This window comes from Rhizobium sp. 05N49 (assembly GCF_056396805.1).
Map to the genome: position 1 here is coordinate 62,088 of NZ_JBFTME010000018.1, position 18,282 is coordinate 80,369.

The following is an 18,282-nucleotide window of genomic DNA, read 5'->3' on the forward strand; positions in this document are numbered from 1 at the left end:
GCGAAGAGCGGCTCAAACCACGGAGATCCTCAATGACTTGCTCAACCTTGCTCGACGATACCGCAGAACCGCACCACGCATCCTCGCCGACCGATCGCTTCATCTACGAAATGCAGGTCCATGGCTATCGGCCTTTCCAGGACGAACCCGACCCCCGGCCCTTGCCCGAAGAGCCTATCGTCCAAGCATCGCTGATGACCATCTTCGACGCCTTGTCCGATATGCTCGCCGACACAAGGCTGGAACCCGATCTCGAAGACCTGCTCTGGTCGACCGTCAATCTCTTCCATCGCGGCGCCGATCGCATCCAGCGCGTACTCGATCGCAATGAGGAGGCGCAGCGCACAGGCCAACGCGAGCAGGACGGATCGGAGGTCAAAAGCATCGAACTGGAACGGCTGATCGCCGAGGGCATCACCCTTCTCGAACGGCGCAACACATTCGAGTTCATGCGCGACCACAGCGCAGACCTCTTCGAGGCTCAGACCGGTTCTGCCTGGCGGCCACGCACAGGCTCGAAGGTCAACCATGCCAACATGACAGCGGCGATGATCGACTCGAAGGACTTCCTGTCCGCACGTCGACATGCCGAGACCGAGGTCATGATCCCGGCGGGCACGAAGATCGGCTTTGCCGGCGGCATGGACTACAACGATCATGACCGCATCTGGAAAAAGCTCGACCAGGCCCATGCCAAGCACCCCGAGATGGTGCTGTTGCACGGTGGCGCACCGAAAGGGGCAGAACGCATCGCCGCCTGCTGGGCAGAAGCCCGCAAGGTAACCCAGATCATCTTCAAGCCGAACTGGAGCAAACATGCCAAGGCGGCCCCCTTCCGCCGCAACGACGAGATGCTGTCTGTCATGCCGGCAGGATTGATCGTCTTCCCGGGCAACGGCATCACCGACAATCTCGCCGACAAGGCCCGGCGCCTTGGCATTCCGGTCTGGCAGGCTTCGGGAGACGGCGCGTGAGCGCCGTTTTCCTCACCATGTCTCCGAGCCGTGATCGGGATTGCGGAACTTCCGTCTCGATCATCATGGATCGACGCGGTGCTGGGAACGCGCGTCCGTGCGCAAACGATTCTGCACCCGGCGACTCGACTCGCGCGAATCGCTTCCCATGTGACTCTGTCGAGACACCGGGAGTACCGCGTCATGGAATCACTTTCCTCATCCACGCCGATCAGGCCGCTGCATGCAGGGATCGACGGCATGTCGAAATGTCGCCAGGCCTACAGCGTCGAGGATCTCGCAGCGTTTCTCCTCAGCGAGAAATGCCCGCATCTCGAAAACGATCCGGTGCGGTTCCACCATGCGTTGGCGACCTCGATGGACGCGGTGCAGCTCCATCTCGATCCGGAGATCGCCCGCCAGGCCTTCGACGAGGCTGCCCATGCTTCGAGCATGCATGTCCTGCCCGACGATATGGAAGGGATCAGACAAAGCGATGAGAAATGACAAAAGCCCCGCAGAACGCGGGGCAGTTCGAGGTCATCACAGAGAAGCAGTGCACCCGGTAAGGTGACGACAGAACGATACCATCATGAACCGCCTCGACAACCTCTTCTTTAGATATTGCTGATGTAATCCACACATGATCGACCGTCCCCGCAGCAAACCCCTTCTTGCCAATGAACGGCCGCTCAAAGGCGCCGTTCGCAGAAAACGCGATCCCGAACAGCCGAACCTGCTTTTGGATCCGATGCCCGATCGCGTCGAGCCGGCGCTTGCTCTCTTGAAGGACAAGCCACCCGGCAATCCACGCACCATCGCCGAACTGAAGTTCGATGGCTACAGGCTGGCGATCCATATCGAGCCTAAGGGGATCAGGGTCCTGACGCGTGGCGGCCATGACTGGACTGCGCGATTCCCGGCGATTGCGGCAGAGGCCCAAGAGCTTCGTGTTGCCAGCGCTATTCTCGATGGTGAGGCCGTGGTGCTCGACGAGGAGGGACGCTCCGATTTCGGCGCGCTCCAGCGGTCGCTCGGCGGGCGGGGCGGCAAGCTCCCGTCGTCCAGCGCAATCTTCTTTGCCTTCGATCTTCTTTATCTCGACGGCCACGACCTCAGAACCATGGAACTGTCGAGCCGCCGGCATCTGCTTGCCGATCTCATCGGGCAGCGTGCGGGTGCGATCCGGTTTTCCGACGAGCTCGAGGGAGAGCCGCAGGCGATCTTTGCGGCTGCCTGCGAGCACGGCCTGGAAGGCGTTATCTTCAAGGATCCGGACAGTCCCTACCGCTCCGACAGATCCGGCGACTGGCTGAAGGTCAAATGTATCCAGAGCGAAAGCTTCTTCATCGTCGGCTACGAGAAATCAGCAGCCGCCCGCGGTGGTGTCGGCAGCCTGTTGCTCGCAGCCTGGAAGGGCAGCCAACTGCACTTCGTCGGCTCGGTCGGTACCGGCTTTTCCTACAAGATCGCCGTCGAACTTCGCACACTGATGGACAGGCTTGCGACCAAGAAGCCGACCGTCGCTTATGACGGGCGCACCAAGGACCTCGTCTGGGTTCAGCCGACATTGATCGCGGAAATCGAATACCGCGCCTGGACCGACGACGGCAAGCTGAGACATGCCTCCTACAAGGGCCTGCGGGAGGTTCAGGACAATGCCGCGGTCTACAGGATCGCGGAGTGAACCTGATCCGTTGAGGCCCGGCGTTCGCTCCACTTTGCCTCGAGCGTCCAGCCATGCGGGGAGGCAAGAAATGCCGCGCCCGTTTCATCCTCGTCCATCAGAAGGGCCATCACCAGCCAGTCGGCCGGCATGACGCCGGGCAGGTCTTCGTTCGCGTGAAATGCTGTGAGATCATCCATCGTATCGAAACCGATTGGTAGAGGCCGGCCGGCGCGATCAAGTGTCCAGAGATATCGCGTTGTCCTGTCGGACGATCCTGGCGATGCTGCAAGGACGACGCATCGGTTTGTTGCATTTCCGTTCGTCGCCAACTCGCATTCATCGAAGCACAAGATGTTAGGCGACCTTGTTCGCCAGCATGTCGGCAATTTCGGCGGCTTCGAGGCGCGCCGAGGTCTTGTAGGGATAGTGCTTCCAGCACCACCAATCCTGACGCTCGCCCTTGGAGAAACCGAACCCGGCCCAATCGCCGCAATGGCACTTCCGCGCAACGGGCGAGGCTGGTTTTAGGGTCGCAGAACGGTCGATGTCGCTCATGTCGCATCCTCGAGTATTAAGATGTTCCTATTTTGTTCTCTTTTGGCTAAGAGTCAATCCGTCCGCAAAAGCTAAAGGGAGATGGGATGACGAACAGGCGAAAAGGCGAATTGAGCCCCGCTGAGATTGATCGAGGATGGCCGTTCCAAGTTGCCCTGTTGGCCGAACTGTCGCTGGGAGAACAGGCCGCGGAGCAGGAAGCATTCTGCGCTCGGTTGATGAAATGCCATCGCGGTCATAGCGTCTTCTTCGAAGACCGGCATTACACTGTTCACTGCTTTGCGACCAGGGTCGGCGCCCAGACCTTCATGGGCCGATACGGAGGTGAATGGTTCGACCCGCGCGATCGCGGGCGCGGTATCAACTGGAACAAGTGGTTCAAGGGAAAGTCCGCCGGCCAGTCCAAACCGGTTTAATCACGCGCTCGCAAAGCGAGCCGCTCGTCGAGCGTGACGTCTGCGCTCGTCCGGAATTGCCTCATCGGCCGAACGATCGTGCCAAAGCATCGAAAGTCTGGTGGCAACCGCGCCGGTAGTCATGGCCGCGATAGCGGGCACGATTGTGAAAGCTTGGACAGTGAATTTTGCATAGGTGCAGTGCAGCATATGCAATAGAAATCCTTAGTAACAAGCGATAAACATAAGCACATCGAAGCGATGCATCTCCTCCCGCAACGCTTCGAGTCCAGACAGGCCTCTCCTCCTCCCAGGTCTGTCTCGAGGAACAGCGGCACTCCTCCTCCCAGTCGCTGTTCGGTTCTTTTCGAAAGCCTGCCGCACCTCCTCCCGCGGCAGGCTTTTTTCGTTTTTGCGTCAGCTTGTTCGAAAAATCCAAACGCGAGATATGCAGGTAGACGCCGCCCGACCTGAAGCAAATCAGAACGTTCTTGCTTTATACCCTCGACCACGCTTGACGCGCAGAATTTCGAGGAAAAGCTCGACTGCTTCCGGCTCGGTCCTGAAGAGGTGCACCAGCCGCTGACCGCGACTGCCGATCCGTCCCCAGCTTCGGACCAATGATGTCTCGCCGAACAGCGTCGGCTCGATCGACAGAGCATAGTAGCGCGCCATGTTCTTCGACGGGTCGATGCGTTCTGCGTAGAGACGATAGGGTTGCGAGCTCTTGCCGGCAGAATCGCAAATGAGCGTTCGCGACGTCCAACGACATTTGTGAATCGATCCGGCCTGACCGATTCACGTTGCTGATGTCAGCAACTCAATCTTCCAGTCTTGAGAACAAATCCGCGAACTCCGGATCGGCATAATAGCGCAGCTTCGTCGCCATGATCGGCCGGCGGCCTGCAATGAATAAGAGTTCGAGGCAGGTCGGCAGGTTGCGGACCTCATCCGGTGTGAGCAGAGGACGACCGACATGCTGTTCGGCGAAGGTGAGGCCGGTCTTTTCCGCGTCGAGCGCGCGCGCTGCCGTATTGAAGACCACGGTCTCCTGTCCGAGGAGATCGGAGACGAGACGCGCACTATCGTGATCGTTGACGCCGAAGACCTGCAGCACGCCCGCATTCGCGAAAAACGTGCCGGCGCGCTGGCCATAGGTGGCGCGTAGCTGATGGATGTCCTGGACGATCGGCCAGAGCTGCACCCCGTAACCTGCCATCAGCCCCATGGCCCGTTCGATCGGGGCGAGATGACCGAGGCTTGCAAACTCGTCGAGAAGATAGAGAACGGGCGGCGTTGATGGCTGCGGCGAGGGTGCCGTTCGCGCCATGTCGGTGAGGCTCCGGGCGACGAGCAGACGCAGCCAGCGCGAATAGGCGGCGAGCCTGTCCGGAGGCAGGACCAGGAAGACGGTTGCCGTATTTGCCTTAAGATCGCCGAAGCGGAAATCCGATCGTGCGAGAACCGCGGTCATGCGCGGACTGTCGAGGAAATGCGTGTGTCGCTGCGCGGCCGACAGAACACCACTCGCTTCGCGGTCCGACTTGCCGAGATGGCGGTTGGCGGCACGTGCGATCAGCCCGTTGACCGCCTCACTTGCCTGCATCGCATCGAGCGCGCGACGGAAGGCGTCCGACGAAAGCGTCAGCATGTGCCTGAGCGTCGTCAGCGTGCGCCGCTCCTCCGGCTGGCTGGCAAGCACATAGAGCAGCAGACCCGCAATCAGCGCCTTCGCTTCCTCGTTCCAATGCGCGTCGCCTGACAGGCCGGGTTCATCGAACACCAGGGCATCGGCTAGCGTCGAGACCTCTTCAACTACATCGATGTTGTCACAATCCAATCCCTCCATCGGATTGAAGGTCGCCGACGGCTTGCCGGTGACGCCAAAGGGATCGAGAAGATGAACCGGCCCGAAGCTTAGCCGTGCCTCATCGGCGATCGTCGCATTCTCCCCTTTCGGATCGATGCAAATGATCGAGCGGTCGACCGTCAAAAGGTTCGGGATGATCGTGCCGACACCCTTGCCGCTACGCGTCGGTGCCATGGTCATAAGATGGGCGGGTCCGTCATAGCGCAGAAGCTTGCCGTTGCCTGGCCACCGCCCGATCAGCAATCCGCTTTCCGATTTCTTAAGTGGCGCAATTTCGCTCGATCGGGCGAAGCGTGCCGTCCCATGCGTGTCGGCATCACCGGCGGTAGCGAAATGGGCGATGAGCGGGCTCGTCAGGAGCCGGATGAGCAGCAGGATGACAAAGAGCACGAAGGCCCAGTTGCCGATATGCCAGAGGATGTCGCCTTTGTCGGCCCCGAGGACCACGCGCAGGGCATAGTCGATGCCGAAACCAACGATAAACACGACAATAAAATAGCCGGTCGCGCCCATCACGAAGGACCTGGCAGAGCGCAGCGGGAAGGTGATCAGCGCGACGATGGCCCAGAGCGGGTCGCGGGCGGCCATGCGCATCATGTTGGCAAGGGCGATCTTGATCAGCCCGGTATAGAGGATCATGGGACACTCCTGTAACCGCTCGTCCCGTCGCTGCTGGTCCCGCTGTTGCCATCGAGGGGCTCGTTTACCGCGGGCTTCAGGAGGTCGTCGAACAGGTCTCGATCGCCATCGCGCGTCAGGAATTTTGGCAGTTCGGCTCTCAGCCAGCCGGCCAGTCCTCCGCCAATCTGAATGTCGCGATTGGTCTCCAGCCGATAAAGGATCAGCGCTCCGATCAACACCTTGCGGCGTGTGTCGATGGCGCGTTCCTGCCTGGAAAGCCGGATCTGCAACGTCTTTCGCTGGGCCTCGAGCTGCGCCAGTCGTTCCCCGATGGTTTTGCGAGCCACGGATTCCTCTTTCTGTTGACGTTCGAGCGATGGCCCGAGCGGGCATCCGGATGATGGCCGCCCGCGATCGCATGTGCGGATAATGCAACGATGGGTGGCAGTTGGACTACTCGCAGATCTGTGAGTAGTAGCGTCGGGACGATCGGCCTAGGACGGCATGAGGCGCGTGCGACGTGCTCCCACCAGGGCCTGAGGAGCGAAGTCGAGGAAGGCACAAGGGCGCACTTACGAGTTGCGGGGCAACTCAAGGCGCGGGCCGGCGGCCCAAACAAGGGGAGGGCGATGGCGATCTATCATATGAGCATGAAGCCGATCGCCCGCAGCGGCGGCCGCAGCGCCGTCGCCTCTGCCGCCTATCGTGCCGCCGTGCGGCTGAAGAACGAGCGCGATGGGCTGGTCCATGACTATTCCAACCGGCAGGGCGTCGAGCATGCGGAGATCATCATGCCGTCGGGTGTCGACGCCGATTGGGCCAGGAAGCGGTCCACCTTATGGAACGCTGCAGAGCGTGCCGAGAAGCGCAGCGACGCCCGCGTTGCCCGGGAATTCGAGATCGCGCTGCCGCATGAGCTGAACGCGGAGCAGCGTCTGGCGCTGACGCGGGTCTTTGCGCAGGAACTCGCCAACCGCTACGGCGCCGCCGTCGATTTCGCCATTCATCAGCCGGGCGGGGGCGGCGATCTCCGCAACAGCCATGCGCATCTGATGATGACGACACGGCAGGTAACGGAGAGCGGACTTGGCGACAAGACCATGCTCGAGCGCGAGAACCGTTGGCTGCTGGCGAACAACCTGCCGCCGGCGCAGCTGCAGCTCAAGGACATCCGTCAAGTCTGGGAGCAGCTCGCCAACCGGCATCTGGCGATTGCCGGTCTCGATATTCGCATTGACAACCGCTCGCATCTGGAAGCCGGCATCACGCTGGAGCCGACCGAGCATGTCGGTGTGCATGCGACCCAGGTCGAACGTCAGGGCGGCACGGTCTCGCGATCGCGTATCTCTTCGCAATCGGCGGATCGGAACGCCGAGATTATCCGCAACCGACCCGAAGACATCTTGCGGCTGATCACCAACGAGAAGAGCGTCTTCAACAAGTACGATATCGCCCGCGCCCTGCACCGGTACATCAATGATGATCAGCAGACTTTCCAGAATGCCTTCGCCTCGGTCCTGGCGTCAAAGGCACTCGTCAAACTGAAACCCGACAATGCGCAGGTTCGCGGCCGTGACGGTGAGGCACGCTATTCAACGGTCGAGATCGTCGCGATCGAGGCGGCGATGGCGAAGTCCGCTGTGGCGATGCATGAGCGCCGGAAGTTTGGAGTGGCCAGGCGCTATGTCGATGCGGCGATCGCCGAACAGGACCGGTCGATCCAGGCCGCGAGCGGATCGCCGGGGCAGGGGCTGTCGGCCGAGCAGCGCGGTGCGATCGAGCATGTCACAGCATCCAGTCAGATTGCCGCCGTTGTCGGTCTTGCCGGTGCCGGCAAGAGCACGATGCTGGCCGCCGCACGTCATGCCTGGGAGGCGCAGGGCTATCGTGTTCAGGGTGCTGCGCTCGCCGGCAAGGCGGCTGAAGGTCTGGAGGAATCCTCGGGCATTTCAAGCCGCACCTTGGCGTCCTGGGACTATTCCTGGCAGAACAATCGCAGTCGCCTCAGCGCACGCGACGTTTTCGTCATCGACGAGGCGGGAATGGTCGGCAGCCGGCAGCTGGCGCGCTTCGTCGACGAGGTCAATCGGGCAGGTGCAAAGCTGGTCCTCGTCGGTGACCATGAGCAGCTGCAGGCGATCGGAGCAGGGGCTCCATTCCGGGCGATCGCGCAAGCCGTCGGGCATGCGCAATTGTCGGAAGTCCGACGACAGAAAGCCGATTGGCAGAAGCAGGCCTCGATCGACTTTGCCTCCCACCGAACGGTGGAAGGACTGGCTGCCTATGAGGCGCATGGCAACGTCCAGCTGAAGGCGAACCGCGAAGACGTGCTGGCGGCGGTCGTCGCAGATTACGTCGCCGATTGCTCGGGAAATCCGAACGGTACGCGCATCGCGATGGCGCATCGACGTCGGGATGTGGCAGCGATCAATGCCGGTGTTCGCGCCGCGCTGCAGGCGCGTGGCGAGCTGGCCAAGGGCATTGCCGGATCGGTCGATCGAGGCGACGAGCTAACCTATCAGACGAGCGTTGGGAAACGTGCCTTTGCACCCGGTGACCGCATCGTCTTCCTGGAAAACAATCGCGACCTCGGCGTCAAGAATGGCATGCTGGGCGAGGTCATCGCCGTCGCGCCGGACGCAATACAAGTTCGGCTTGACGGCAAGGCGCAGCCGTCGGGCGGGCAACGCGAAGTGACCATACCGGCCAATAGTTACCAAGCCTTTGACCACGGCTACGCCACGACGATCCATAAGACGCAGGGCGCCACGGTCGATCGCAGTTTCGTGCTGGCATCAGGGACGATGGACCGGCATCTGACATATGTTGCGATGACGCGTCATCGAGAATCCGTGCAGCTCTATGCGGGGCTCGATGAGTTCAAAACCGTGCAATCGCTCGGCGAGACCTTGAGCCGGTCAGGCGTCAAGGAAACGACGCTCGACTACAGCAATGATCTCCAGGGTCGGCGCGGCATGGAAAGTCACCACGACGCGGGCAGGGGACAGCAAGACTATGGCGAGGCGCCGCGACAGCGCCCAACAGATCGCGCGGAGAGCGCTATTGAGCCGGCGCGTCGAATAGGACCCACGGTCGATCGCGATGTGACGGTGGGCGACCGGCTCGAAGGCAGTGATCAGCGTGGTGATCGTCCAATCCTCATTCCGGCAATCGCCAAATATGAGAGGAGCGTGGAGGACATTGCACGGTCAAAGGCGCTACCGGCCTTCGAGCGCGAATGGGAGACGGCAAAGTCGCTGGCCGGGCGGATCTATGCGAACCCAGAAAAGGCGATGGACGGACTGCGCGGGAGCATCCTCGATAGGAACATGGATCCTGCCGAACTCGGCAAACAGCTTCGATCCTCGCCAGCAACGTTCGGGCCTCTCGTGGGCAAGACAGGCATGTTCGGCGACAATCCGGAGCGCCGGCAAGCACTCGGCCTCATCAAGGGGCTGGCCTCCCATGTCGAGCAGTCCGGAAAGACTTGGCAGCGACGTCTCGAGGCTGAAACGAATTCCGAGCGCTGGAAGCGCGACAAGCAGGACGGGATTGCGGTGCCAGGGCTGAGCAGCCGGTCCGAGAACCTGCTTCGCGGGCTTGTTGCCGCGTTCCGCACCGACAAGGATCGCGCCCTTGCAGAACTGCTGGCATCGCCGGAAGGTCGTCGCGCGCTGGACGAAGCGAGGGAAATCGCAGGCGCGATGGAGAAGCGGTTCGGGCGCGCCGACCCCTCGGATCTTGCAGATCAGCTAAAGCGGGCAGGCCATCTGCCGAGTGGTGATATCGATCGTATCCGCGACGTGGTGCGCTTGGCAGACCGGAGCCATCTCGCCGAGCTGACGCATCAGATGGAGCTGAAGCGGTCGATCTCACGCACGAAAACCTTGGGCCTGAGACTATAGCGTTTTCTACCTCGCTGTCTGATCAGCGCAAAGCCTCGTCGCTTTGCGAAGCGCTGCGTTGATGCGGTCCTGCCAACCCGGGCCATCTTCCTGAAAAGAGGCCAGCACATCGCCGTCGATCGCATCGAGACGGTCTCAGTCGCGACAGGACCTGAACGACGCTCGACGGCCGTCGCGGGTGTCTTGGCCGGCTTGAACAGCGCTTCAGCGGGATTGACGGGTCGGCGGGGTGTCGTTGCGATGGGCTCCATAATCCATACACCTATCCCTCAGGGGGAGAGTTCTCACGGCTCCCGCTCGCGAAGAAAATGCCTGTTCAGGCTAGTGCCGGGTCAACAAAGGTTCGCCATCATCAAAGTTACCATTGCTGGCCGCATCATAGGAGTTCACGCTTCTGCCGCCGCCACGCGTACCAAAGGCGGTCAGGCCGATCATGATCTCTCGGGCTCGGTCGACGGCAGTGTGTTCGTCGATATAGGCCGCGTCTGCAACGTAAACGGTCACAGCATCACCGTCATCGCCGATGAAGTCGACGCGCCAGCCGTTGCTTTCGTGGATCACCTTCGTGTTTGTCAGGTGCATGGCTTCAACCCGCCTTGCGGCCCTTGAGGTCTGCCTCGACGCTCTTGCGAAGAGCGTCCATGATATTGACCACGTTGGATTTGGGCGCCGCTTCCTCGGCTTTCCCTTTCGCCGTCTTCTTCGGCTTCAGCGCCTTCTTCTTCTCGTTGATCAGCTTGAGCAGGCTGGTCTGGATGGGATCGCTGACCATGTTCGGCGACCAATGCGCAGACTTTTGCTTGATGAGCTTCTGAACAAGCGGCACGAGATCGGGATCGGCGTGGTCCTCGATATCCTCGAAATAGCTCTCCTCCGGCCGCACCTCGTCGCCGAACCGCAGCGACCACAGGACGATGCCTTCGTCACGAGGCTCCAGGATCACGGCGCGCTCTCGGCGTCCCATAACAAGCTTGGAGACGCCGACGACACCCTCCGACTTCATGGCATCTCGGATAACCGCGAAGGCTTCGTTGCCCACGGTATCGTCGGGCATCAGATAATGCGGCTTCTCCAAGTAGATCCATTCGATGCTGTCTGCCGGAGCGAACTTCTCGATGTCGATGGTCTTTACGGTGTCGAGCGCGACCCGATCCAGATCGTCCTCCGTCAGGATCACGTAGTCGTTCTCGCCGCGAGCATAACCCTTGGCCTCGTTGCCCTCCTTGACAGGTTTCCCCGTCACGCTATCGATGTACTGGGAGACAACCCTGTTCCCGGTATCCCTGTTCAGCGTATGGAAGCGAACCTTCTCGGACTCGGACGTCGCGGGGGTCATCGCCACGGGGCACGTGACTAGCGACAGCTTGAGGTAGCCTTTCCAGTAGTATCGCGGCGCCATGAACTGTCTCCCTCAGCTTGCCTTGCGACGCGGAGCGGCTCCGGAGGAGGCGGCCTTCGACGCCACTCCGCGTGCGGCGCGCTGCCGACCACCGCCTTGATTGGCATTGGCAGCAGTCCGTTTCGTTTTGGACTCGACGGAGGCGCCAGCTTTGAGAAGCCCCGCGCTCTCGCGAAGAGCCGCCAGCAGGTCGTTCGGCTTGGAGACCTCGACCTTCTTCGGCTTCGGAAGCGACTTGCCCTCCATCTTCGCCTTAACAAGCTCGGCGAGGGCGGCCTCATAGCGGTCGTCGAAGGTCGCGGGATTGAACTCGCCTTTCTTGGTCGCGATGATGTGCTTCGCGAGGTCCAGCATCTCGCCCTCGATCTTCAGCTTGGGCATCTCCTCGAATGCCTTCTTCGACGATCGGACTTCGTAGTCGTAGTTCATCGTGGTGGCGATCAAGCCCTTGCCGTGCGGGCGTATGAGCACGGTTCGCATGCGGCGGAACAGCACGGCACGGGCAATGGCTGCGACCTTCGACTTCTTCATGCCATCGCGCAGGGCGACGAAAGCGTCGCCGCCCATTTTGTCCGGGGTCAGATAATAGGGCTTGTCGAAGTAGACGTCGTCGACCTCGGAGCAAGGGATGAAAGCATCGATCTCAAGCGTCTTGTTGCTTTCCGGGATCGTAGCAGCGACTTCCTCGGGGTCGATGATGATGTACTGGCCGTTGCCGATCTCGAAACCCTTGGTCTGATTCTCCTTAGGAACGGGATCCTCCGTCTCGCTGTCGATGAAGACACGGTTGACCCGGTTGCCCGATGCCTTGTTGATCGTGTTGAAGGTGATGCGCTCGCTCGTCGAGGCTGCGGTGTACAGGGCGACGCCACAGCTCACTTCGCCAAATCTCAGAAAGCCCTTCCATTGGGCTCTATGTCCCGATGCCATGCGCTGTACTCCGAATCAGTGGTGCTGACTCAAAGACGTGCGGGGATGATTCGTTCCGACTCGAAACGAATCATTTTTCAATTACTTAGGGAATCGCGCTTAGAAATTGATTCCAATAAAAGCGCTGTATCGGCGGTTGATAATTTCGTTCGTCAAGTCATCCGCCTGGCTCGGATCCGCCAGTCGAGCGGGGAGGCGTGGACGGCGACGCCCCCATCGTCCGCGTCCATCTGAAGCGTCGCGACGACCCCATCTAGAGGCATCACCCCTGGCAGATTTTCGGCTCGAATGACTGCCGCGAGGTCATCGACGGCGTCTAGGCCGCGGGGTCGGTGTCCATTCCAACGTCCAAAGATAGCGCGTGATCAATCCTGTTCTTCCGCCACTCTGATAACGGGTTCGGCTAGCGCTACAAGCTTTATCTGATGGACTTCGACTATTTCCCGGGAACCACTGGAATCGCGGCGAGTTTCTCCAGTGGTAACCCATTCACGAGGAGATGCTCAATGACAAACAAACAGACATCCCGTGGTCGCGCTCAAGATCGCGCACGCGTCGCAGGCGGCCAGGATCATGAGGTCAAGTACGAAGCGAAAAAGGAAGGCGTCTCAAAAGATGCCGTCAAGAAGGCGGTGAGGAGCGCCGGAAACTCCCGGAAGAAAGTCGAAACCGAAATCGGTCGTCACTGATCGGACCCGAGTGGCGGAATTATCGAAGCCGTTGACGACCGCCGTGCGCGCCCGCCACGAACGACTTGCAGGTGCTCGAACTTCATGGCCATCGGGCGGCGGCTGCAACGATGCATTCGCGTGAGGCATTGGATGTCACAGGTAGAACATCCTGACCATTTGATCATTTCAAAGGCGGTGAGCCAGTGGTACCGCTACTACAATGCGCCTTGGGACGACCACGCTTCGTCATTCCTGTGTGATGCCGCTATCGCGCTCTACGATAAAGGCTGTCGGTCAGTAGATGAGATGGCGACGTTGCTGATCGAGACATACGTTGGGCTGGCTGCGACACGTGTGAACGCTCCTTCGTCGACGTCGATGCACTGAACTCACGGAAGGGAGGGCTTGGACCCCTGCGCCACAACATCGGTTTAGGAAGGTTCGCCACGACCAGCGACGTGAGACCTAGGGACGACGCCTGATTGGTAGGCGGAAGAAGATGACGACACCTAACTCTCAGAGCGATGGGTCTGACATATCGGAGGAGATCAGCCAGACCGTGGATGAGCTCCTCCAGATAGTCGGCGATGTCGACAGACACCATTTTCGTGACTAGCCTGAAGATGGCGGTGAACCTGCGCAGTGACGTTCAGTCGCAAACCGACGCATCCGAAGCGGACCGAGCCGGGCCCCTTGATTCGGTGATCATCGTTATTCCGCAACCAATCACAACGAACAGGACGACGGCGAACCATTGGTCGGCACCAACGGACAAGCTCCATTCGGGAGGAATGAAAATCCACGCGGCTATAATGGCGCTTAGGACGGTAGCGAGAAGGCCGGACCCTCGGTCGAACAATAGAGCTGCCAAGAAGACGGCAGGAACGAACAACAACAGAGGGTAGTGTTTGAGGGTTTCATCGAGGGCCATCCGCAGCAGAGCCGCCAACAGAACGATCCCAACGGTTATCGAATATCGAACGAGCCTCGACGACGGCGTTCTGGGGAGCACTGCAAGGAGGAGGTTTTCCGTGACCACCTAAACTATCGCTCACGGCCAGGGTCCCAAGTCGGGGAAGCCACCAGGGAAACAAGCAACACATCCCATAGAGGCTTCCGATGTCCTTCAGGATTTGGACAAAACTACGCTACGACAGTTACACCATGTAAGCACGAACTTAGGTCTGGTGCGCTTCCGTACCAATAATGTTCGATCATTCATGAGAAATTGCGGCCGCAGGCACGAACACGCGTGCGGGCGATGGGTGTTCCGCCGTCACCACCAATGCTCCACAGATAGCGGCGATAGCGATAAGAATGACGATTAACGGAAAACGAATACCTGAGGATTTTTCTTCTTCGTAGATCATGGACATTCCTCTTGGCGGCCCCGACGGCGCAGTGCGACGCCGCCGGTACTGCCTGCTAGGCCTCGATGATGTAGACGATCGTTAGCGCATCAGGATCGACGATAACGATCCGGCCATCCGCAAGGAGAAAGAAACTGTAGCCTTCGTACGCTGGCACGATCTTCACAATTCTCGGCGGCAGCCTTTCAAGGTGAACCCGCTTAGGGATTGTGGTGCCGACGGAGACCGTGAAGTCGACCTCTTTCACAGGTTCGACGTGGACTTCCTGGATGACCTGCCGGATTTCAGTCCGCTGTTCGACGGTGACGTTGACGTTGGCCTTGGAATTGGTCGACGCTCTGTTATTGACGTTCGTCTCGGTCGAATTTTTGTTGGTCGTGCTCTGATCAACGGAATTCTTTGAAGCGTCACCGCTCTGGGTACTCGTCCCAGAAGTCGTGGAATTCTCTGTAGTGCCGCTCCTTGAGCCCGGCACCGCGCCGTTACTGCCCAACGTCGACTTCTCCTCAGTCGTCGTGCCGCCGGAGGTATCCTGCGACGCAGGCTTCTTTTTCATGTCGGTAGAGGATTTGCCGGGCAGAGTTCCCTCGCTCGAACCGTCGGTCGACTGTTGTTTCGAGCTTTTCTGCGTATCGGACCCTTCGCCGCCCTTCTGCTCGGATTGATCTTTGGATTGCGGACATGCGCCTGAAGCGTCGGGAGTGCAGTCAGTTCCAGAGGCATTCGCGCCGGGCTTTGGCTGGCTCGACTGAGGCCCAGCGACGGCATCGGTGGAGGTTGACCCGGATTGCGTACCCGATTGAGCATCTGACTGCGTCTTCGTGCTGCTCTGGGCGGCGGCCGGAGCGGTTGCTAGCGGCGAGACGCTCAGTGATAGTGCGGCCAGGACCGCTGCAAGATTAGTGTGTCTCATGATAAACTCTCCGAATTCTGCACGGCAGCGCGGCCGCAGCGGAAAATCTGTGCTGCGGCCGGGGTCGCCGCTTGTTGATGATTGACGGCTGTCGCCGCCTACCGATCGCGGCTCAAGTGACTTACTGGATGACCTGGATTACCTTGCGGGTGGTAGGTTCGACGATCACGCGCTCATCGTTGACGATGGCGTAGGCGTAGCCAGTTTCATCAGGGATTGGCGTCACGACAACGGTGTCAGGAAGAGCCTGTCCGACAACGATCTTCTCCTTGACGACCACGCGTTCTTTGGGAGCAGGAGCCTTCTGGACGAAAGTGATGACCTTCTCCGACGGCATGGCCGACTGAGCGAATGCGGCGCTCGAGGTCAGGAGCACGGCAGTTGCGATTGCTGCTCTAATTTTCACGATGTTTCCTCCTTTAGCGGACCATTCCGCTGGGAGGCCAAACCTTCGCGCCGAGCACTCGTTCCAGACCCGGGACCTCAGTCCGGGGTCCACCGGACCTTAGTCCGAGGCTGCCAAATCATTGGTTTACTACGCGGCGCAACATCCGACTCGTCGACGTTTTCGACACCACCATCATGGCATCGATCGAGATCGCCTTGTCGCGATCCTGAATGTTCGAAATATTGTCTTCCAGAACCGCGAAGGGTCCGAGCATGTTGATGGTGATCGCATTGCTTGCGAACATTGGGGCTGCCGAAGCGCGGCGTGATGGTGGCAACCATCGCCGCGGAACGTTGACCTTGTAAACAGCAGTCGTCGTGACTGATATTGTGGAGAAGAAGCGTCGACGCGGCCATCCTCGCAGACGGTATCGTCAATTTGCTGTCGCCCAGCGTGGTCTGGTTCAATACTGGCCGCCAGGAGACTGGATCATTGCCTGCCGAGAGGCCGATCGTGCGTAAACGGTATTTTGATCCCACGTTCCCCGGTCCGCCCTATCTGTTATCGGCTGTCTTATGGCGATCGTCTCGGAGGCGTCGTTTTAGCCGACCTGCTCCACAGTCAGGGTGCCCGCTGAGAGCGGCCTGATCAACGACTTTGCCGAAACGGTCGGATCGAGCCAGCCGGCCCATGCGTCGCGTTCGAGGATGACGATCTGACGGTCATGGTAGGGCGCGATGTCCGGTCCCGGCTCCATCGTCAGCATGGTGAAAGCCGGCCCCACCTCCGGCGTTTCGCGCCAGGTGCCCGCGATGCAGAAGATCGGCTCGTCCTTTTTCGTGAACAGCCACTTGTCCTTGCGTTTCTTTTTAGGGACCTTCGGTTCGGTGAACTCGTAGAAGCCGTCGGCAATGATCAGGCAGCGGTTGGAAGTAAACTCCCGTCCTTCTGACCGGAAATTATACACTGGCCGCTTGTTCGGACCCGGCCAGCTCCAGCGCCGCTGCACGAGCTCAGCCTCGTCGCGAACGCCATCAATGGACCGGACGATTGGCCCGACATCCGTGATCTTGATATCCTCACGCGCTTGGAGGTTCGGTATGCCCTCGCCGAAGCGGATCTTGATCTTAAGATCGGAGAAGTCCTTGGCGATCGAGGCAGCGTCCACCGTCAGTCGATAATCATTACACATGCGTTCCCCATTTCAGGTTGGTTGCTTGAAGTAGAGGTTCCTGATATGTTCTATTTATGATGAGCGCGAAGGTTTTCCAGTCCGACGCCCCGCTCGACGAGCGCCGCGTCATCATAAGACGCCATGACGGCGATGTGGAGATGGTCGAGCTGCCATGGGGGCTGCGTCCCCGCGAGGGCGGCCCGGGCGCCGTCAATGTCGTCCGATCGGAAGGACGGACCTTTCCAGCCCACCGCTGTCTGGTGCCGGCTTTCGAGTTTCGCCACAAAAACTTCAGCTTCTCGCTCGCTAACAGTGACTGGTTCTATTTCGCAGGGATTTGGCGGCCCGAGACCAGTGGATGGCCGGAGGCCTACGCGATTCTGACTATCGAAGCGAATGCGGATATCGTGCCCTACCACGATCGGCAGATGGCGGTTCTGACACGCGATCAGCGCATGGCTTGGCTCGATGGGCTTCAGGGGGAAGAAGAAATCCTGCGGCCTCTGCCGGCAGGGACATTCCGGGTCAAGCGCCGTGCGGGCTCTTCTGCCCAGTCGATGCTGGCGGTTTAAGGCGCCAATCGCAACTCCAGGCTTCGTCCCGGAAGAGCTTGTTCGAATGTTGAGCTAAGATTTCTGACACCGGCGGTGGCCGCAAATGCGCCGCCACCGCAGATGGACCCGACTTTCGCAGGCTACAGCTTATATCCGCCGCTCGTTTCGATCACCTGCGCGGTGACCCACCGACCTTCATTGGATGCGAGGAAGGCCACCACAGCCGAGACGTCGGAGGTTTCGCCAAAGCGACCCAGCGCCGTATCTGCCTCGATCGCCTTCACCATTTCTGCATTCTCGCGAACGGCCGCGTTCATGTCCGTGCTGATCCAACCTGGCGCGACGGCATTCACGGTAATACGACGCGGGCCAAGTTCGGCGGCGAGCGCATGCGTGAGATTGTTGATGGCGGCTTTGACCATTGAATAGATCGGAACCACGGGCATTGGCCGAGCGCCAGCCGCAGAGGACACATTGATGATGCGACCGCCGTCCGCAAGGCGTTTCAACGCTGCCTGCACGACGAAGAAAGGTGCGCGCGCATGGACTGCAACCATCTCATCCCAGCTCTGCGGCGTAGCATCCGCCAGCCCGCCCCATCCGGAGTTTCCGGCATTGTTGACCAGGATATGGAGGGAGGAAGCTCCGTTGCGCTCCGTCAGTTCGCGACCAAGCTGGTCGAACAGGGACGGGATAGTTTCTGCATCCGCCAGATCGGCATGAAGTGCGAACGCCGCACCCCCGGCATCTTCGATAGACTTCACGGCCTCGTCGGCACCCGACCTGTTTGCGTTGTAGGTGAGGGCGACGGTTGCGCCTTCCTTTGCAAGACGTTCTGCGATCGCCCGGCCGATGCCCCGCGACCCTCCCGTCACGAGCGCGGTCTTTCCCTTGAGTGTCTGCGACATGGAATGT

At 60.1% G+C, this 18,282-nt stretch carries 23 protein-coding genes and 1 pseudogene; 8 read left to right on the forward strand and 16 right to left on the reverse strand.

Annotated elements, in window-relative coordinates; genetic code table 11:
• Positions 1 to 32 precede the first annotated feature (32 nt).
• From AC1DF8_RS27950 to ligD, 3 genes are all read left to right on the forward strand, one after another.
• Complete coding sequence (locus AC1DF8_RS27950; RefSeq protein ID WP_478155828.1) at positions 33 to 974, forward strand: DUF2493 domain-containing protein; 942 nt, start codon at positions 33 to 35, stop codon at positions 972 to 974.
• A 183-nt stretch (positions 975 to 1,157) separates the two neighbouring features.
• Positions 1,158 to 1,460, forward strand: a complete 303-nt coding sequence (locus AC1DF8_RS27955; protein WP_478155829.1) for a DUF982 domain-containing protein — start codon at positions 1,158 to 1,160, stop codon at positions 1,458 to 1,460.
• Positions 1,461 to 1,596: 136 nt separating this feature from the next.
• Positions 1,597 to 2,640, forward strand: a complete 1,044-nt coding sequence (gene ligD / locus AC1DF8_RS27960; protein ID WP_478155830.1) for a non-homologous end-joining DNA ligase — start codon at positions 1,597 to 1,599, stop codon at positions 2,638 to 2,640.
• On the opposite strand, the gene AC1DF8_RS27965 is transcribed toward ligD, so the two are convergent.
• Both AC1DF8_RS27965 and AC1DF8_RS27970 read right to left on the reverse strand, forming a co-directional pair.
• Positions 2,622 to 2,819: a hypothetical protein gene (locus AC1DF8_RS27965; protein WP_478155831.1), complete on the reverse strand. Its 198-nt coding sequence runs from the start codon at positions 2,817 to 2,819 to the stop codon at positions 2,622 to 2,624. The genes ligD and AC1DF8_RS27965 overlap by 19 nt on opposite strands.
• 157 nt (positions 2,820 to 2,976) lie before the next feature.
• Complete coding sequence (locus tag AC1DF8_RS27970) at positions 2,977 to 3,177, reverse strand: hypothetical protein (protein ID WP_112547277.1); 201 nt, start codon at positions 3,175 to 3,177, stop codon at positions 2,977 to 2,979.
• An 86-nt stretch (positions 3,178 to 3,263) separates the two neighbouring features.
• Between AC1DF8_RS27970 and AC1DF8_RS27975 the strand changes: the two genes are divergently transcribed.
• The gene (locus AC1DF8_RS27975; protein ID WP_478155832.1) at positions 3,264 to 3,593 is read left to right on the forward strand and encodes a hypothetical protein; all 330 of its coding nucleotides are present in this window, start codon (positions 3,264 to 3,266) and stop codon (positions 3,591 to 3,593) included.
• A 459-nt stretch (positions 3,594 to 4,052) separates the two neighbouring features.
• Here the strand turns inward: AC1DF8_RS27975 and AC1DF8_RS27980 are convergent, their stop codons facing one another.
• The 3 genes from AC1DF8_RS27980 to AC1DF8_RS27990 all read right to left on the reverse strand — a co-directional run bounded on the left by AC1DF8_RS27980 (position 4,053) and on the right by AC1DF8_RS27990 (position 6,410).
• A complete protein-coding gene (locus AC1DF8_RS27980; protein WP_478155846.1) occupies positions 4,053 to 4,319 on the reverse strand; it encodes a WGR domain-containing protein in 267 nt (88 codons plus the stop codon).
• 73 nt (positions 4,320 to 4,392) lie between these two features.
• Positions 4,393 to 6,081, reverse strand: a complete 1,689-nt coding sequence (locus tag AC1DF8_RS27985) for a type IV secretory system conjugative DNA transfer family protein (RefSeq protein ID WP_478155833.1) — start codon at positions 6,079 to 6,081, stop codon at positions 4,393 to 4,395.
• The gene (locus AC1DF8_RS27990) at positions 6,078 to 6,410 is read right to left on the reverse strand and encodes a mobilization protein (protein WP_112547278.1); all 333 of its coding nucleotides are present in this window, start codon (positions 6,408 to 6,410) and stop codon (positions 6,078 to 6,080) included. Before AC1DF8_RS27990 ends, AC1DF8_RS27985 begins: the two co-directional genes overlap by 4 nt.
• Before the next feature lie 282 nt (positions 6,411 to 6,692).
• Here AC1DF8_RS27990 and traA point away from each other — a divergent pair, with 282 nt between their 5' ends.
• Positions 6,693 to 9,968 (forward strand): Ti-type conjugative transfer relaxase TraA, encoded by a 3,276-nt coding sequence (gene traA / locus AC1DF8_RS27995; RefSeq protein ID WP_478155834.1) that lies wholly within the window; start codon positions 6,693 to 6,695, stop codon positions 9,966 to 9,968.
• Positions 9,969 to 9,974: 6 nt separating this feature from the next.
• Here the strand turns inward: traA and AC1DF8_RS28000 are convergent.
• The 4 genes and pseudogenes from AC1DF8_RS28000 to ku (AC1DF8_RS28015) form a co-directional block, all read right to left on the reverse strand.
• Positions 9,975 to 10,210 (reverse strand): annotated as a pseudogene (locus AC1DF8_RS28000) (BrnA antitoxin family protein).
• Positions 10,211 to 10,289: 79 nt separating this feature from the next.
• Positions 10,290 to 10,550, reverse strand: a complete 261-nt coding sequence (locus tag AC1DF8_RS28005) for a hypothetical protein (protein WP_018115264.1) — start codon at positions 10,548 to 10,550, stop codon at positions 10,290 to 10,292.
• A gap of 4 nt (positions 10,551 to 10,554) precedes the next feature.
• Positions 10,555 to 11,367: a non-homologous end joining protein Ku gene (gene ku, locus AC1DF8_RS28010; protein WP_018115263.1), complete on the reverse strand. Its 813-nt coding sequence runs from the start codon at positions 11,365 to 11,367 to the stop codon at positions 10,555 to 10,557.
• 12 nt (positions 11,368 to 11,379) lie between these two features.
• Positions 11,380 to 12,297 (reverse strand): non-homologous end joining protein Ku, encoded by a 918-nt coding sequence (ku, locus tag AC1DF8_RS28015; protein ID WP_018115262.1) that lies wholly within the window; start codon positions 12,295 to 12,297, stop codon positions 11,380 to 11,382.
• Between the two features lie 506 nt (positions 12,298 to 12,803).
• Between ku (AC1DF8_RS28015) and AC1DF8_RS28020 the strand changes: the two genes are divergently transcribed.
• Together AC1DF8_RS28020 and AC1DF8_RS28025 are read left to right on the forward strand one after the other, a co-directional pair.
• Positions 12,804 to 12,986 (forward strand): DUF3606 domain-containing protein, encoded by a 183-nt coding sequence (locus tag AC1DF8_RS28020; RefSeq protein WP_018115260.1) that lies wholly within the window; start codon positions 12,804 to 12,806, stop codon positions 12,984 to 12,986.
• 132 nt (positions 12,987 to 13,118) lie between these two features.
• Positions 13,119 to 13,355, forward strand: coding sequence for a hypothetical protein (locus AC1DF8_RS28025; RefSeq protein ID WP_113207518.1), 237 nt, complete (start codon positions 13,119 to 13,121; stop codon positions 13,353 to 13,355).
• 262 nt (positions 13,356 to 13,617) lie between these two features.
• On the opposite strand, the gene AC1DF8_RS28030 is transcribed toward AC1DF8_RS28025, so the two are convergent.
• The 6 genes from AC1DF8_RS28030 to AC1DF8_RS28055 all read right to left on the reverse strand — a co-directional run bounded on the left by AC1DF8_RS28030 (position 13,618) and on the right by AC1DF8_RS28055 (position 16,831).
• Positions 13,618 to 14,007, reverse strand: a complete 390-nt coding sequence (locus AC1DF8_RS28030; RefSeq protein WP_478155835.1) for a DUF4118 domain-containing protein — start codon at positions 14,005 to 14,007, stop codon at positions 13,618 to 13,620.
• Between the two features lie 175 nt (positions 14,008 to 14,182).
• Entirely contained in the window at positions 14,183 to 14,338 is a 156-nt protein-coding gene (locus AC1DF8_RS28035) for a hypothetical protein (protein ID WP_183851326.1), read from the reverse strand.
• 55 nt (positions 14,339 to 14,393) lie between these two features.
• Positions 14,394 to 15,251: a DUF1236 domain-containing protein gene (locus AC1DF8_RS28040; RefSeq protein ID WP_113207520.1), complete on the reverse strand. Its 858-nt coding sequence runs from the start codon at positions 15,249 to 15,251 to the stop codon at positions 14,394 to 14,396.
• Positions 15,252 to 15,372: 121 nt separating this feature from the next.
• On the reverse strand, positions 15,373 to 15,660 hold the full coding sequence (locus AC1DF8_RS28045) for a DUF1236 domain-containing protein (protein ID WP_478155847.1): 288 nt from the start codon (positions 15,658 to 15,660) through the stop codon (positions 15,373 to 15,375).
• 115 nt (positions 15,661 to 15,775) lie between these two features.
• Complete coding sequence (locus tag AC1DF8_RS28050) at positions 15,776 to 15,943, reverse strand: hypothetical protein (RefSeq protein ID WP_246715769.1); 168 nt, start codon at positions 15,941 to 15,943, stop codon at positions 15,776 to 15,778.
• 297 nt (positions 15,944 to 16,240) lie between these two features.
• Positions 16,241 to 16,831, reverse strand: a complete 591-nt coding sequence (locus AC1DF8_RS28055; protein ID WP_113207521.1) for an SOS response-associated peptidase — start codon at positions 16,829 to 16,831, stop codon at positions 16,241 to 16,243.
• A 56-nt stretch (positions 16,832 to 16,887) separates the two neighbouring features.
• Here AC1DF8_RS28055 and AC1DF8_RS28060 point away from each other — a divergent pair, with 56 nt between their 5' ends.
• A complete protein-coding gene (locus tag AC1DF8_RS28060) occupies positions 16,888 to 17,385 on the forward strand; it encodes an SOS response-associated peptidase (protein ID WP_162735819.1) in 498 nt (165 codons plus the stop codon).
• A gap of 122 nt (positions 17,386 to 17,507) precedes the next feature.
• On the opposite strand, the gene AC1DF8_RS28065 is transcribed toward AC1DF8_RS28060, so the two are convergent.
• The gene (locus tag AC1DF8_RS28065; protein ID WP_113207522.1) at positions 17,508 to 18,275 is read right to left on the reverse strand and encodes an SDR family oxidoreductase; all 768 of its coding nucleotides are present in this window, start codon (positions 18,273 to 18,275) and stop codon (positions 17,508 to 17,510) included.
• Between the last annotated feature and the right edge of the window lie 7 nt (positions 18,276 to 18,282).

Bases quoted from the DNA above. Each gene is read 5' to 3' on its own strand.
- AC1DF8_RS27950 (WP_478155828.1), top strand. From the start codon at position 33: ATGACTTGCTCAACCTTGCTCGACGATACCGCAGAACCGCACCACGCA.
- AC1DF8_RS27955 (WP_478155829.1), top strand. From the start codon at position 1,158: ATGGAATCACTTTCCTCATCCACGCCGATCAGGCCGCTGCATGCAGGG.
- ligD (WP_478155830.1), top strand. From the start codon at position 1,597: ATGATCGACCGTCCCCGCAGCAAACCCCTTCTTGCCAATGAACGGCCG.
- AC1DF8_RS27965 (WP_478155831.1), bottom strand. From the start codon at position 2,819: ATGGATGATCTCACAGCATTTCACGCGAACGAAGACCTGCCCGGCGTC.
- AC1DF8_RS27970 (WP_112547277.1), bottom strand. From the start codon at position 3,177: ATGAGCGACATCGACCGTTCTGCGACCCTAAAACCAGCCTCGCCCGTT.
- AC1DF8_RS27975 (WP_478155832.1), top strand. From the start codon at position 3,264: ATGACGAACAGGCGAAAAGGCGAATTGAGCCCCGCTGAGATTGATCGA.
- AC1DF8_RS27985 (WP_478155833.1), bottom strand. From the start codon at position 6,081: ATGATCCTCTATACCGGGCTGATCAAGATCGCCCTTGCCAACATGATG.
- traA (WP_478155834.1), top strand. From the start codon at position 6,693: ATGGCGATCTATCATATGAGCATGAAGCCGATCGCCCGCAGCGGCGGC.
- AC1DF8_RS28005 (WP_018115264.1), bottom strand. From the start codon at position 10,550: ATGCACCTGACAAACACGAAGGTGATCCACGAAAGCAACGGCTGGCGC.
- ku (WP_018115263.1), bottom strand. From the start codon at position 11,367: ATGGCGCCGCGATACTACTGGAAAGGCTACCTCAAGCTGTCGCTAGTC.
- ku (WP_018115262.1), bottom strand. From the start codon at position 12,297: ATGGCATCGGGACATAGAGCCCAATGGAAGGGCTTTCTGAGATTTGGC.
- AC1DF8_RS28020 (WP_018115260.1), top strand. From the start codon at position 12,804: ATGACAAACAAACAGACATCCCGTGGTCGCGCTCAAGATCGCGCACGC.
- AC1DF8_RS28025 (WP_113207518.1), top strand. From the start codon at position 13,119: ATGTCACAGGTAGAACATCCTGACCATTTGATCATTTCAAAGGCGGTG.
- AC1DF8_RS28035 (WP_183851326.1), bottom strand. From the start codon at position 14,338: ATGATCTACGAAGAAGAAAAATCCTCAGGTATTCGTTTTCCGTTAATC.
- AC1DF8_RS28040 (WP_113207520.1), bottom strand. From the start codon at position 15,251: ATGAGACACACTAATCTTGCAGCGGTCCTGGCCGCACTATCACTGAGC.
- AC1DF8_RS28050 (WP_246715769.1), bottom strand. From the start codon at position 15,943: ATGTTCGCAAGCAATGCGATCACCATCAACATGCTCGGACCCTTCGCG.
- AC1DF8_RS28055 (WP_113207521.1), bottom strand. From the start codon at position 16,831: ATGTGTAATGATTATCGACTGACGGTGGACGCTGCCTCGATCGCCAAG.
- AC1DF8_RS28060 (WP_162735819.1), top strand. From the start codon at position 16,888: ATGATGAGCGCGAAGGTTTTCCAGTCCGACGCCCCGCTCGACGAGCGC.
- AC1DF8_RS28065 (WP_113207522.1), bottom strand. From the start codon at position 18,275: ATGTCGCAGACACTCAAGGGAAAGACCGCGCTCGTGACGGGAGGGTCG.